The organism is Pseudomonas sp. ZT5P21, from assembly GCF_054897785.1.
Genome location: NZ_CM142705.1, coordinates 863423 through 877376, shown reverse-complemented (window position 1 = coordinate 877376; position 13954 = coordinate 863423). Strand labels below are relative to the sequence as shown.

Genomic DNA, 13954 nt, shown 5'->3' with positions numbered 1-13954 from the left:
GCTGCTGGAGCGCGTTCCATGTCTGACCGCTATATCGACTTCGCCAATTCGTCCATCGGCCATCGACTGGTTGGGGCCCTGGGTCTACCGCAGCCGGTGCGGCTTGAGCGCTGGCAAGCGGGCCGGCTTCGCCCGGTCGAAGGCGCGCTGCTGGTCGGCGGCGGGCCGCTGGCGGAAAAAGTCAGCGCTTTCGCCAATCGCCTGACCGATGCGATCTACAGCTACGGCACCGAGCCTTCGACAGCCACGGCGTGGATTCCCGACCACGGCCCCAAACTCAAAGCGGTGGTTTTCGACGCCAGCGATCTGGTGCACACCGATCAGCTCAAACAGTTGCGCGAATTCTTCCAGCCGCTGATGAAAAACCTCGATCACTGTGCACACCTTGTGATTCTCGGGCGCGCGCCGCAGACCTTGAGCGACCCGTTTGCCGCCAGCGCTCAACGCGCCATCGAAGGTTTCAGTCGTTCGCTCGCCAAGGAACTGCGCAGCGGCGGCACCTTGCAACTGATCCATATCGGCGAGGGCGCCGAGGATCAACTGGAAGGCCCGCTGCGTTTTTTTCTTTCGCCAAAAAGCGCATTCGTGTCCGGGCAAGTGATCGGTTTGAACGCCTGCGACACGCCGGTGACGGACTGGACGCGCCCACTGTCGGGGCGCAAGGCGCTGGTCACCGGCGCGGCGCGCGGCATTGGTGCATCGATCGCCGAAACTCTGGCCCGGGACGGTGCCGAGGTGATTCTGCTCGATGTGCCCCCGGCCAAAACCGACCTCGAAGCCCTTGCCGCACGCCTTGGCGGGCGCAGCATAACGCTGGATATTTGCGCCGAAGACGCCGCCGCGCAATTGATCGAACTGCTGCCCGACGGAATCGACATCGTGGTGCACAACGCTGGCATCACGCGGGACAAGACCCTCGCCAACATGACCCCGGAATTCTGGGACGCGGTGCTCGCGGTCAACCTCAATGCCCCACAAGTGCTGACCAAGGCACTGCTCGACAGCGGTACTTTGCACGACAACGGGCGAGTGATTCTGCTGGCGTCCATCAGCGGCATCGCCGGCAATCGCGGGCAAACCAATTACGCGGCGAGCAAGGCCGGATTGATCGGCCTCGCCCAGGCCTGGGCGCCACTGCTCAATGAACGCGGCATCAGTATCAACGCGGTGGCGCCGGGGTTCATCGAGACTCAAATGACTGCGCACCTTCCCCTCGGTTTGCGTGAAGCCGGCCGGCGTATGAGTTCGCTGGGGCAGGGCGGCCTGCCGCAGGACGTCGCCGAAGCGGTGGCCTGGTTGGCACAACCGGGCACCGGCGCGTTCACCGGGCAAGCGCTGCGGGTCTGTGGACAAAGTGTTTTGGGGGCTTAATGATGATCACCGATTGGCAAACACTCAACCGCGAACCCCACCTGCCAAGGTTGTACGTACAGGCCGCGACGCGCCGCAAGATCACCGGCACCACGCTGCCCCATGCGGGTTTGCGTTGCTGGGTCGATGTCGATCCAAGACGTTTGGGAGCCTACCGCGAGGTCTGCGGGTTTGCCGACAACGGTCTGTTGCCGCCCACTTATCCACACATCCTGGCGTTTGCGTTGCAGATGCAATTGCTGACCGCCAAAGAATTTCCGTTTCCGCTGCTGGGGCTGATTCACCTGAGCAACCGCATTCGGGTCTTCAGGCCCATGGGCGGGGTGAATCGCGTGCGGGTCAGTGTGCAGGTGCAGAACCTGCAACCTCACGCCAAGGGGGCGACCTTCGATCTGGTGACGACACTCGACGATCAGTTGGGGCCACTATGGGAAGCAGAAAGCCAGATGCTCTGTCGCGGGGTGAAACTCGAGGGCGAACCGGTCGAGGAAGTGCTGACTTCGACATTGCCGCTGATCGAAGTCACCCGCTGGAAAGCGCCGGCGGACATTGGCCGGCAATACGCCAAAGTGTCCGGCGATTACAACCCCATCCACCTGAGTGCAGCGAGCGCCAAACTGTTCGGCTTCCCCACCGCCATCGCCCATGGGTTGTGGAACAAGGCGCGGACACTCGCAGCGCTGAACGATCAATTACCGACCGCCAATGTCGAAATTGCTGTGCAGTTTCGCAAGCCGGTGCGGTTACCCAGCGACGTGGCGTTGCTCGCCAGTGTGGCAGGTTCCAGTGGCGATTTTCAGCTGGCGGGGGCCGGGGATCTGGAGCATATGGTCGGGCATTGGCGACCGGTTGCCTGAGTTTCAGTTTTCAGTCGCACCCGCAGCTATCCGGTCGTGAATGAGCTGGCGTTTACCTTGACGGCATCAAGGATCCCGGTTGACCAGAGGCTGCGGAAACTGGTTACTCAGCGTTTCCAGTAACCGTACGTGATAAATCGGCTTGCGAAACAGGCCGAGCACCTGCAGGCGCAGCAGTCACTGACATCCTCCATGTCGGCATGCCCCGACATCACAATCACTGGCAGATGCTGGCGTGACGTGTGCTCTCGCAACCGCCTGATCAACGACATGCCACTTTCTTCCGGCATGCGCAGATCCGTGATCACCAATCCGATATCAGGGTGCCGGGTCAGGTGCTGCAGTGCGAGTTTCACCGAGGTGGCCGTCAAACAATGAAAGCCCTCGCTCTCCAGCCACTCCGCCAACTCCAACAAGGCATCCTCCTCATCATCGACCAGGAGAAGTTGTTGACGAGAAAGCGCGGGAGCATTCATGGGCAACACCTGAAATGGACTAAGCGCTGACGGTAGAACCCCTTAGACAATTTGGCAATTTGCGTTGTTCCAGATAGAGACGTCCACTGTCGACGACCAGCACGGTGAACCCCAGAGCCACGGCCAGGGTCAACGCCGCCATCATACCGATCGCCCCCCCGTTGCCGGGCCGGGCCTTGAAACTGCCAGCGGGGAAACATCGCGCACTCCTTTGCCGGCGCACTGCCGAGCGCTACCTCCATGGGTGAAAAGCAGTGTAGACAAGGCCGGGCGAGCCTGCTGGCAACTCGCCAGCCCAGACAACAAAAAACCCTGTAGGAGCGAGCTTGCTTGCTCCTACAGGGTTTTGTGGTGTTTATCGGGGTGGGTAGTTGGCCAATATTCTGCCGACCGTTTCGCGTATTGCCGTGCTGCGATCCGACGGGTTCGTCGAGCGGCTGAGGATTTGTTCATCACTGCCGCGCCACACCAGCTTGCCGTCCTTGCCGTCGAGCATGTCGATCTGGATGATCGCCACTTTGTAGCTGACGTTGCGGGTTTCGGTGTACATCGGCCCGCCCCAGTAGCCATTCCATGGGTTACCCCAACCGCCGCCGTAGTTGGTGCTCACTTGTTGCTGACGGTCTTCGACGATCAGGTAGGTTTGCACCAACACATTGCCCTGGCTGCCAGCGGCGGCCGGGCGCAGGCCGCGCTGATCCAGTTGATCCTCCACCGATTGGCGGATGCGCTGTTCGGTCAGGTCGCTCTTGATTCGTGGGTCATCGGGGCGATATTGCAGGGCGGGGTCTTTCCAGCTCCAGCTGCGATAGGCGGCGAAGTCGCGACTGGCGTCGAAGTCTTGATTGACCTGGTGGGCGCAGGCACTGATGAGCGCAACCACGGCAAGTAGAGCGATACGGCGGAACATGAGGATTCTCCAGTCGAAGACATGAACCTGCGGAACGTTTCTTGACTATAGAAGTTAACTGGGAGGATACGCCGACATGGCCTTTTCCACAGCCTCCCGAATCGCATCGGCGCGCGCGCTTTGGCTGCTCTTGTTGCTGGTTTCACCGCTTGAACTCCAGACGGGCTGACCACTTTGAGCGTCGAACATGTCCACCTGCACCACCACGACCTGCTCTGAATAAGTCCGGATGATCGGCACCGTGTTGTACATACCGTAACCGCTGCCATAACCGCTGCCGTAACGGTTGTAACCGCCATAACCACCGCCGTAGTAACCGTAATCGTCGCGCTCCTGTCGCAAGCGGGTTTCCAGATGCACGTTGGCGCTGACGAACAGGTCCGCCGGGCGATTGTCATGCAGCGGACGCAAGCCGCGCTGATCCAGAGCGTTGCTCACGGCCTCGGCGACTTGCGCCGAATCCGCCCACGCCGTGCCCGGTGGCAGACGCCCGTCGAGCCAGGCCCAGCTGCGATAGCGTCCGTAGTCACGCGGCGGCGCCGGGTAAGCGCTGCGATCAAACGTGGTGGCTGCTTGCGGCGGTGCCGGTGGCAAGGGCTTGGAACTTGCCACATAAGGATTGGTGCCCTGGCAGGCCGCCAACCCCAGACAGATCACCAGTAACCCTGAACGACTTTTCATTTCACGCTCCGATCAGACCGGCCGACAGATCCAGTGCAAGTAACGCCCAAGTCCGGCAAAGCTTGGGTGGCGCCGGTGGGCCAGCTCCATTTCCAGCAAGTCCACCAGTTCGGCGCGGGCCTGGAATTCCACCGGCATGTAGTCGTGAAAAACACGCACCCCGCTCTGGGTTTCGACCTGCCACAGGCCTTCAAGTTGCGCCGCCAATTCACGCGGATCAAGCGGCTGCTGCGGGGTCAGGCTCTGCTTTTCACCGGCCATGTCATTCTTGCGCATTTTGCGGAAGTGGCCCTTGAGCAGGTTGCGGTAGATCAGCGCATCGCGGTTGTAGAAGGCCAGGGACAACCAGCCGTCCTGTTTTGTCAGTTGATGCAGCACCGGCAGGATTGCATGGGGCTCAGCCAGCCATTCCAGCACCGCGTGGCACAGCACCAGATCATAAGGCTCGGTGAGCTGACCGAGCAGGTCCTGCCACGGTGACTGAATGAACGTCGCGGTCTGCCCGGCTTCGGCAAAGCGCTGACGAGCGCCTTCAAGCATCGGCTCGGCAGGTTCGGCCAGTGTCACGTCATGACCGCGCTGGGCCAGCCACAACGACATGTGGCCCAGGCCGGCGCCGATGTCGAGTACACGCAGCGGGCGGTCCGGCAGGGTTTCGGCCAGGTCGGCCTGAAGCACCGCCAGACGGATCGCGCCTTTGGCGCCGCCGTAGATCTTTTCGGCGAAGCGAGTCGCCAGTTGGTCGAAATGACGGTCGCTCATCAGCTGAACCTCCGTTCACTGTCCGCGAGTTTGCTGCGCACCACTTCATTCATGTCCAACCCCAACTCGCTGCACAGCAGCAGCAGGTAGAGCACGATGTCGCCGACTTCCTGCCCGACATGGGCCAGTTTTTCCGCCGGTAACCGGCGCGACTGGTCTTCGGTCAACCACTGGAAGATTTCCACCAGTTCGGACATTTCCACGCTCGCGGCCATGGCCAGATTTTTCGGGCTGTGAAATTGCCGCCAGTCATTGCGGTCACGGATGGCGTGCAGGCGTTCGGTCAGTTCAACAAGGTTCATCGGGCTCTCCTGAAGGCGTATAGCTTCGGGGGGATGGAGAGTGAAGGCAAGTGGGATTCCCTCGCAGGAGCCGAGCTTGCTCGCGATAGCGGTGTACCAGGCGCCATTTTATGTAGGATGTACCACCGCCATCCGAGCAAGCTCGGCTCCTACAGGGAACTCGCCAGTGCGTTCAATGGCCCAAGGCTCAACCACTTACATCAGGACGTTAACGACATGCAGGTAGAAAGTTTTTTCGAATGGCTCGGCCAGGCGCTCGGCTCGGTCATCCGCTTTATCGTTGACGGCCTCAGCGGCCTGTTCAAACTGTTGAGCAACGCCGGCAGCAATTTTGTCGAAGGGTTGTCCCGCGCGCTGGGCATGGACACGTCGATCATCAGCATCATCGCGTTGATCCTGGGCCTGATGCTGTTGTGGTCGGCGATCCGGGCGTTCATGAATGCGTCGATCATCATGGGGATCATCTGGTTGCTGCTGGGGTTGTGGTTGTTGAGCTGGATTATTCACTGACACCACCAAACCCTGTGGGAGCGAGCTTGCTCGCGATGGCGGCCGTCCAGTTATTGTTGATGTGACAGACAGACCGCTATCGCGAGCAAGCTCGCTCCCACATTAAATCGGCGGTCCTTTATAGATTGTGCTCACCGCCCGCTACAATGCCCGCTCCCCAAGGAGCCTGCATGTCCAACCTGATTGCCGACTGGCGCGACCACCAGACCCATCGCCGGGTCTGGGCGCTGGCCGCGCCCATGATCCTCTCGAATATTTCGGTACCGCTGGTGGCGCTGGTCGACAGTACCGTTATCGGCCACTTGCCTCATGCCCATCAACTGGGCGCCGTCGCGGTAGGGGCCAGCCTGTATACCTTTCTCGCCTGGGCCATGGGCTTTCTGCGCATGGGTTCCACCGGGTTTGCCGCCCAGGCCGCCGGACGCGGGGATGGCGCGGCGTTGCGGCAGATTTTGTTGCAAGGTCTGTTGCTGGCGATGGGACTGGCCATTGCATTGGGCGCGCTGGGTATCCCGTTGAGCGGAGTCGCGTTGCACTTCATGCAACCCTCCGCAGAACTGGATCAACTGACCCGCGATTTTTTCCACACACGACTGTTCGGCCTGCCGGCCGCGCTGGCCAGTTACGCGCTGGTCGGCTGGTTCCTCGGCACGCAAAACGCCCGGGCGCCACTGGCGATTTTATTGAGCACCAATCTGGTCAACATTGCGCTGAACCTGTGGTTTGTCCTCGGTCTGGAGTGGGGCGTGGTCGGCTCAGCCCGGGCCTCGGTAATCGCCGAATGGACCGGCGCGCTGATCGGTCTGCTGATGACCCGCAAAGCCCTGCGCGCCTACCCCGGCCACATTGCCTGGGCCGCGTTGGCGCTGTGGCAGAGTTGGCGACCGTTGTTGGCGGTCAACCGCGACATTTTCATCCGCAGCCTGTTGCTGCAATCGATGTTTTTCCTGATTACCGTGCAAGGCGCGCGTCTGGGTGATGCCACCGTCGCGGCCAACGCTTTGCTGCTCAACGGTTTGCTGTTGACCGCCCATGCGCTCGATGGCCTGGCCCACGCGGTGGAAGCGTTGTGCGGACATGCGATTGGCGCTCGCGACCGAGATGCGCTGCGCCGCTCATTGGTCGTTGCCTGTGGCTGGTCGTTGTTGGCGAGCCTCGGGTTTGCCGTGCTGTTTCTGTTCGCCGGGCACTTGTTCATCGAAATGCAGACCGACATTCAGAGCGTGCGCGACACGGCGTTCATCTACCTGCCCTATCTCGCCACCCTGCCGTTGATCGCGGTTTGGAGTTACTTGCTCGACGGGCTGTTCATCGGTGCGACCCGCGCCCGGGAAATGCGCAACGGTATGGTGCTGACGGTGCTTCTGCTGTTGCCGTTTGGCTGGGCGTTGCAAGGTTTGGGCAACCACGGGCTGTGGATAACCTTCCTGCTGTTCATGGTGTTGCGCAGCCTGACCCTGGGGGCGATTGCCTGGTTTTTGCGCAATAACGATGGCTGGTTCAGCGGTAGAACTCACTGACCGGGCGTCGCCTTCACGAACGCCACGATCTGGTCCAGCACCGGCGCCAGACCGCGCATCGGTCGTGACATCGTCGCCACCAGCGTGGCGTGCCCGGGACGCGAAAAATACAAGTCATGCACCGGCACGCCCGCCTCCCGCAACTTGCGCGCGAGACCGCCCGTGTTGCGCACCGGGTCGACCAGATCATCGTCCGTCGCGGCCATCAGCAAAGCAGGCGGCGCGCCGCGACTGACATGATTGATCGGTTGCGACTTCGGTGGTGAATCCGGCCAATAAAACACCGGGCGCACGTCCGGATTTTTGATCGGCAAGAAGTCGTAAGGGCCGGCCAGGCCGATCCAGCCACTGAGGTTGTGCGGCGACAGGCCCACGCCGCCCAGCAAGCCGGGGTCCAACGCCAGCATCGCCGCGTTGTACGCCCCTGAACTGTGGCCCATCAGGTACAACCGTTGCGGACTCCCGGAAAACTGCCGAATGTGTGCATACGTCCAGGCCACTGCTTGCGCCCCATCCTCCAGAAACAGCGGATAACGCACCTGCGGATACAACCGATAGTCCGCCAGCACTGCAACAATCCCTCGCGAAGCCAGCGCCTCGCCGACAAAACCATAATCGCCGCGTGAGCCGCTGTTCCAGCTGCCGCCATAAAAAAATACGACTACCGGAGCGTTTTCCGCGGGATGGCGCGGTACATACACATCAAGTTTTTGTCGTGGATCATCACCGTAGGCAATGCCCTCGGTCTTGTCGAAACTGCCGTCAGGGGTCAGTGCATTCAGCAATTTCAACGGCGAGCACGCCGTCATCGCGAAAAGCAGAAATCCGCCGATTGCCAGGTTGAACAGTCGCTGGAAAGTGCTCGCCATGCAGGTCGAACCTCGTGTTCAGGATTGATCGTTTTGCCACCGTTGACGCAAGCAGTCGAGACGTTCCTGCTGCGTCAGCCCCGACAGCGGCGGCACCAGCAAAGCACGGGGGTACTGCAAGCGTAGCCATAACCAGCCATCGAGTACCGGTCGCTCGCTGAAACCCAGCGCCAGGCCTTCCTGCACATGAGCCCACAAGCGCTGGTAATCGGTGCCGCTGGATTGGCTCCAGTGCCAGGCATGCTGTTCCAGCAGGCAGGTCTGCAGCTTTTCCCGCTGACGAGGGCTGAGGCTTTCTTCGACCGCCAACGGGCTGACGACGAGCTCCGGATTGAGTAACTGCTGCCAGCCCTGACTGCCGATTGCGCGGTCGGCCCAGGTGCCGCCGAACCAGTGCAACTGGCTGATGGGACCCAGCCAGCGACTCAGTTCCAAGGCATCGCAGGCATCAAAAAAGTAGCTGGCCGTGTTGGGGTTGTAATAACTCAACAGGGCCCGGTGATGCAGTCCGAAGGTGACAAAGAGCATGCGCCGCAGATGTTCCAGCAACGGCGAAGACGACGCCTCGCTGACCACCAGCAGGCCACGCCAGACCTGCGTTTCGCTGTAGCACGACTCGGCCAGCGCCGGGCAGTTCCGAAGGTCAATCAGGACCGGTCCGTCTTTGCGCAGCGCGTGCAATTCTGTGTCCTCGAACAACCAGAACCATTGGGCCTGCGCGACCGTCTGTTGCAGCCGTGCCGTCGCCTGAGGTGCACTCGGCACATCCAGCAACAGCCATTGCGGGGTCGCGCCGATCATGCCGCACCGCTCTGGCCAAACCCGGTCACCGCCCGACAGGTGCACAGCGCCTGTGGGCAATGAATGAAACTGCCGCCGCCAGGCAACAGACACAGCAGCACTAAAGGCTCGCCCGAGCGCAGGAGTTCCAGCAACCCAGCCTCGGGCGAACTGTTTTCTGTCGGCCTGGCGACGTCGGCGTCTTCGACCGTCGAGGGTGTGGGCAGAAACCCGCAAATCAAGGGCTGATCCGGATCGCCCTCGATGAAGCTCACCACCACTTCGGTGCCCGCGCTCAGCGGCGAGACGCTCGGATCTTCCAGCTCAGCGGCCAGCGGTAACCAGCAATGGCTGGGTATTGCGCCTTCGCCCTGATAGAGCCAGTCAAACTGCACGGCCACCGGCCGGGAGGGATCCGGCCCAGGCTCATCGACATCGACCACCCAGGCGCGTTGCAGGCTGTGCATCCGCGGTTTCAGCGCGCAAGCGGGCGGGACGAAGGGTGCCTCCCAATGAATCGCGCGGATCTGATTGCTGTAGGGGGCCAGTGGGTCCTGGCTGCCCTGATGTTCGACGTGGGTCAGCAGCCACAGATGATTCCACTCGGTGACCGGGTGGCCGGACAACGGCATCAACTGACCACTGCGCAACGTCGTCAGGTCTGTACGACCTTCGGCACTTGGGGCGGCACGCGGCCCCGCCTGAAGGTGAAACTGCCGCACCGCCGGCTGCGCGTTATCGACCTGAAATTGCGCGCTCGCGCCGAGACGAAAATGGACGCGGCCGTCACCAAACACCACGCAGTGACCGCGCGCGTTGTGCTCGAAGTGGTAATGCAGGCATTCCTGCGCGCACAGGCGCTGGAGAAACTGCAAATCCGATTCTCGATACTGCGTGCAGAAATCACGAAGCGGGTAATCGCCATTCAGCTCGAAGCGTCGATCCTTGCCCGTGATGCCGTGTTCCCTGAGCACCTGGCTGATAATCTCGGGCACCGAGAGGTCGCTGAAAATTCGCCGACTGAAGCGCTGGGAAAGGCAAGCCAGCCTCGGCCTCAGACGCACATGACAAAGCCTGACGGCAGGGCCATGGTCACGCTGGACGAGTTCGTGCAACAGGCCATGCAATGCGTTGCCCTCAGGCGCGAAATGCAAAACGGCCGGACGGTACAGCAGGCTTGCCAGGTCGAGCGTCGGATCATCGATCAGCAGATCCAAGTCGAACACAAAAGGCTCGCTGATCGCTTCTCTACCGGTAAAGGCCAGGACTTCGAAAGGGTCGGGCAAACCGGCTACATCCAGACGAAATGAAGGTTCGTTGACTGGATCGAACATCGGCGATTCTCTACAGGAGGGGCGGTCGGGGATTCTCGCCGAGAGACATGCCCGAGTAGAGTGCCGAAGTACAACTTAGGAAATGACCTACGCGAAAAGAGGACGATTTGGCTTGGTTAGCCGGGAAGGTAGGATGTTTCGCTGAAAAAAGAAGAACCGCCGCACCAGGTCATCTGAAATTTCCGCAGCGTACGGAACATTTTCAGACAACCTGATGAGAACGGCGACTTACCTCAAGAAGACAGGTAAGACGAACGGGTCAGGCCCAGACGCAATGCGTCGAGGAACTGGGTGCGCTCGGCGGCAGTGATACGCGCACTGGCGCACTTGTCGCGGTAGTGGGTCATCAGTTCTTCCGGCGACAAATGCACGTAACGCAGCATGTCTTCGATGGTGTCGTGGGTTTCGATACCCGCGTGGTACACGCTGCCATCGGCATTCTGGTAGATGTTCACCGAGTCGGTGTCACCGAACAGGTTGTGCATGTCGCCAAGAATTTCCTGGTAGGCACCGACCAGGAAGATGCCCAGCAAGTAGTCTTCACCTTCGTTCAGTCCGTGCACCGGCAGACTGGTTTCGATGCTCTGCTCGTCGACGTACTGCTTGATCTTGCCGTCGGAGTCACAGGTCAGATCCTGCAGCACAGCGCGGCGCAGCGGCTCTTCGTCGAGACGGTGCAACGGCAGGATCGGCAGAACCTGGCCGATGGCCCAAGTGTCCGGCAGGCTCTGGAACACCGAGAAGTTGCAGATGTACTTGTCGGCCAGCTTGTCGTTGAGTTCGTCGAGCACCTGGCGGTGCGAACGCTGACGCGCTTTCAACGAGTTGTGCAGGCGACGGCACACGGCGAAGTAGCATTGCTCGGCCAGGGCTTTTTCGGCCAGGGTCAGCTTGCCGTCGGCGTACTGGGTGGCCACGTCGCTCATGTAGTGGGTGGCGCGCCAGTAGGTTTCGGTGACCATTTCGATGTCGGTCGGGCCAAGCAGGTCAACCAGCCATTGCACGGTTTCCGGCAGCGCTTCCTTGTTTTCGATCTGCGGTACGTCGTCGTTGTGTTTCTCGACGTCGGTGACCTGTACCACCAGCATGGCGTGGTGCGCGGTCAGGGAGCGGCCGCTTTCGGAAAAGATGTTCGGGTGCGGCAGGCTCTGCGCGTCGCAGAATTCCTTGAGCATCCCGACCACGACACCGGCGTAATCGTCCATGTCGTAGTTGATCGAACTGGCGTTGCGCGAGTGCGTGCCGTCGTAATCGACGCCAAGACCGCCACCGACATCGATATGGTCCACCGGCAGGCCGAGGTTGCGCAGTTCGCCGTAGTAACGAATCGCTTCCTTGAAGCCGTGCTGGTAGTCCGCCAGGTTGGCGATCTGCGAGCCCATGTGGAAGTGCAGCAGGCGGATGCCCTGATCCAGGCCGGCCGCGCGGAAACGCTCGACCACCGACAGCAGTTGCGCTGCCGACAGACCGAACTTGGATTTCTCGCCGCCGGTGTCTGCCCACTTGCTCGATGCCAGGGACGACAGGCGCACGCGCAAACCGACCTGAGGCTTGACCTTCAGCGAAGCGGCTTCTTCGATCACCAGCTCTACTTCGGATTCTTTCTCGATCACGATGAACACGTTGTGGCCAAGCTTCTGGCCCATCAGTGCCAGACGAATGAACTCGCGATCCTTGTAACCATTGCAAACGATGGTGCCGCCCTTCGGCGCCAGCGCCAGTACGGCCAGCAGCTCCGGCTTGGAGCCGGCTTCCAGACCGATGGACACGTCCTGGGTAGCGATGATGTTCTCGATCACCGCTTCTTGCTGGTTGACCTTGATCGGGTACAGCGCGGTGTACTTGCTCTGGTATTCAAGGCGCTCGATGTTGGAATCGAAGGCACCGGTCAACTGGCGGACGCGATCTTGCAGAATGTCAGGAAAACGCACCAGCAACGGCAAGGACAGGCCGCTTTTGCGCAGCTGGTCGACTTGCTCGAAGAGGTCGATAGGCGAACTGTTCGGACCGTTCGGACGAACCTCGACGCGACCGGCGTCATTGATCGCGAAATACCCGGCCCCCCAATGGCGGATCCCGTAAACACTGCGGCTGTCCGCAACTGTCCATTGGCTGCCATCGTCTTTGCGTGTGCGTCGTACGGACATTGAAGTCCCCTATAAAGAAGTCATAGAGCGTCGCCTGGGTTCAGGCCGGCGCAGTCTAAAGGATGAAAATGACGGTTCGTCAACGAGGGGATAGACCTCGCTGACCGCAGTGAGTTTAGAAACCGATCAGAACAGCCTCTGTGAAAACCATGTAGGCGACGCCGGACCCGGGTTGAATCAGGGCCGGATCAAGCCGGGCGTGGTTTTCACAGAGGCTGCTAGCCGCCGGACTTCTTTGCCTTGAAACCGAGTTTGATCAGCTCGCCCAACAGCAGCTCGACATGATCGCCCTGGATCTCAATGATTCCGTCTTTCAACGCCCCACCGGTGCCACAGCGTTTCTTCAACGTGGTGGCCAGGTCCTTGAGTGCGTCTTCAGCCAACGGCACGCCGGTGATGGTGGTCACCGTCTTGCCGCCACGGCCCTTGCTTTCGCGACGCACGCGAGCGATGCCGTCGCCGGCCGGGATAACGGTCTGTTTGCAGATGCAGGCGTCCACCGGTTTACTGCATTCCGGGCAATGACGACCTGCGTCGGTGGAAAATACCAGGCCACCAAGGGCGGCGAAGGATGCGGCTTTTTTGGCCACCGGCAATCCTCTTGGGAGGACAAAGACTGGTCGCGGCACTGGTTGCCATCGACCGCGAAGCCCCACTCAGGCAGGGGCAGCGCTACTGAAACGGTACAACATTGTAGGAGCGATGCTTGCTCGCGAAGAACGCAAGGACGATGCGTACAATCTGGATGCACGCGTTATCGTTAACGTCCATCGCGAGCAAGCTTCGCTCCTACAAAAAGCAATGCCGGTTCAGTTTGAAAAGGTCGCGCAGTGTAACGGCAAAAACGCCGATTGCTAAGAGCCAATCGACGCCAATTCATGCCTCTTTTGCGACGCCTTCCCCGCGAGCCCGGAGATAGCGCTTCAATGCGGCCAGAGAGTCCGGGCAATAAGGCTTTTGCTGGATTTCCCGCATGACCTGATCGATCGGAATAAAGCGCGCTTCCAGCACTTCCTCCGGTTGAAGGATCAACGGCCCGTCCCACACCGCCGAAAACGCCGAACACCAGAGGCGATTGCCGGTGTCTTCGAAGAAAAAATGGTCATGGGCGGTCAGTTCAACGCCGCTCACACCGAGCTCTTCTTCCAGTTCACGGGCTGCCGATTCGGCGTAGGTTTCGGTGGCCAGCACCATCCCCCCTGCCGCGACGTCCCAGTAACCGGGATAAATCGCCTTGCTCAAGGTGCGCCGATGCACGCAGAGTTCGCCGGCGGAATTGAACAGCATGATGTACGTACCGCGCCCGATCAGCCCGCGCCCGCGCAAGTCGGAGCGGACCAGGGCGCCGAGCAGGTTGTCCTGCTCGTCGACCCAGGCGATCTGTTCGGCATCCGAGGCCGCGCGATGGGCGGCCTCTTTGGCGCTATCGTCCATG

Annotated in this window: 14 protein-coding genes and 2 pseudogenes; 4 read left to right on the top strand and 12 right to left on the bottom strand. The window is 60.8% G+C overall.

What is annotated here, in order from left to right; translation table 11 throughout:
* Positions 1-18 precede the first annotated feature (18 nt).
* Both ACYZT9_RS03975 and ACYZT9_RS03970 read left to right on the top strand, forming a co-directional pair.
* Positions 19-1371 carry a 3-oxoacyl-ACP reductase gene (locus ACYZT9_RS03975; protein ID WP_462008665.1) on the top strand — a complete coding sequence of 451 codons (1353 nt, stop codon included), beginning with the start codon at positions 19-21 and terminating at the stop codon, positions 1369-1371.
* Positions 1372-1373: 2 nt separating this feature from the next.
* Positions 1374-2228, top strand: a complete 855-nt coding sequence (locus ACYZT9_RS03970; RefSeq protein ID WP_462010151.1) for a MaoC/PaaZ C-terminal domain-containing protein — start codon at positions 1374-1376, stop codon at positions 2226-2228.
* A 66-nt stretch (positions 2229-2294) separates the two neighbouring features.
* Here ACYZT9_RS03970 and ACYZT9_RS03965 read toward each other — a convergent pair.
* The 6 genes and pseudogenes from ACYZT9_RS03965 to ACYZT9_RS03940 all read right to left on the bottom strand — a co-directional run bounded on the left by ACYZT9_RS03965 (position 2295) and on the right by ACYZT9_RS03940 (position 5359).
* Positions 2295-2704 (bottom strand): annotated as a pseudogene (locus ACYZT9_RS03965) (response regulator).
* A 55-nt stretch (positions 2705-2759) separates the two neighbouring features.
* A pseudogene (locus ACYZT9_RS03960) lies at positions 2760-2904 on the bottom strand (hypothetical protein); the annotation flags it as partial.
* Between the two features lie 155 nt (positions 2905-3059).
* On the bottom strand, positions 3060-3614 hold the full coding sequence (locus ACYZT9_RS03955; RefSeq protein WP_462008664.1) for a DUF4136 domain-containing protein: 555 nt from the start codon (positions 3612-3614) through the stop codon (positions 3060-3062).
* 54 nt (positions 3615-3668) lie between these two features.
* Complete coding sequence (locus ACYZT9_RS03950; protein WP_462008663.1) at positions 3669-4295, bottom strand: DUF4136 domain-containing protein; 627 nt, start codon at positions 4293-4295, stop codon at positions 3669-3671.
* Between the two features lie 12 nt (positions 4296-4307).
* Entirely contained in the window at positions 4308-5057 is a 750-nt protein-coding gene (locus ACYZT9_RS03945) for a methyltransferase domain-containing protein (RefSeq protein ID WP_462008662.1), read from the bottom strand.
* A complete protein-coding gene (locus ACYZT9_RS03940) occupies positions 5057-5359 on the bottom strand; it encodes a MazG-like family protein (protein WP_462008661.1) in 303 nt (100 codons plus the stop codon). The genes ACYZT9_RS03945 and ACYZT9_RS03940 overlap by 1 nt, the downstream gene beginning before the upstream one ends.
* A 216-nt stretch (positions 5360-5575) precedes the next feature.
* Here ACYZT9_RS03940 and ACYZT9_RS03935 point away from each other — a divergent pair, with 216 nt between their 5' ends.
* Positions 5576-5869, top strand: coding sequence for a hypothetical protein (locus tag ACYZT9_RS03935; RefSeq protein WP_462008660.1), 294 nt, complete (start codon positions 5576-5578; stop codon positions 5867-5869).
* A 170-nt stretch (positions 5870-6039) separates the two neighbouring features.
* Entirely contained in the window at positions 6040-7389 is a 1350-nt protein-coding gene (locus ACYZT9_RS03930; protein ID WP_462008659.1) for an MATE family efflux transporter, read from the top strand.
* On the opposite strand, the gene ACYZT9_RS03925 is transcribed toward ACYZT9_RS03930, so the two are convergent.
* The 6 genes from ACYZT9_RS03925 to ACYZT9_RS03900 form a co-directional block, all read right to left on the bottom strand.
* Complete coding sequence (locus ACYZT9_RS03925; protein ID WP_462008658.1) at positions 7383-8258, bottom strand: alpha/beta hydrolase; 876 nt, start codon at positions 8256-8258, stop codon at positions 7383-7385. The two genes, ACYZT9_RS03930 and ACYZT9_RS03925, sit on opposite strands and share 7 nt — an antisense overlap.
* A gap of 18 nt (positions 8259-8276) precedes the next feature.
* Entirely contained in the window at positions 8277-9059 is a 783-nt protein-coding gene (locus tag ACYZT9_RS03920) for a DUF4123 domain-containing protein (protein WP_462008657.1), read from the bottom strand.
* Complete coding sequence (locus ACYZT9_RS03915) at positions 9056-10372, bottom strand: type VI secretion system Vgr family protein (RefSeq protein WP_462008656.1); 1317 nt, start codon at positions 10370-10372, stop codon at positions 9056-9058. The genes ACYZT9_RS03920 and ACYZT9_RS03915 overlap by 4 nt, the downstream gene beginning before the upstream one ends.
* A 233-nt stretch (positions 10373-10605) precedes the next feature.
* Positions 10606-12519 (bottom strand): arginine decarboxylase, encoded by a 1914-nt coding sequence (gene speA / locus ACYZT9_RS03910; RefSeq protein WP_462008655.1) that lies wholly within the window; start codon positions 12517-12519, stop codon positions 10606-10608.
* Between the two features lie 218 nt (positions 12520-12737).
* Positions 12738-13109, bottom strand: coding sequence for a translation initiation factor Sui1 (locus tag ACYZT9_RS03905; RefSeq protein WP_007947660.1), 372 nt, complete (start codon positions 13107-13109; stop codon positions 12738-12740).
* A gap of 286 nt (positions 13110-13395) precedes the next feature.
* Complete coding sequence (locus ACYZT9_RS03900; RefSeq protein ID WP_462008654.1) at positions 13396-13953, bottom strand: NUDIX hydrolase; 558 nt, start codon at positions 13951-13953, stop codon at positions 13396-13398.
* Between the last annotated feature and the right edge of the window lies 1 nt (position 13954).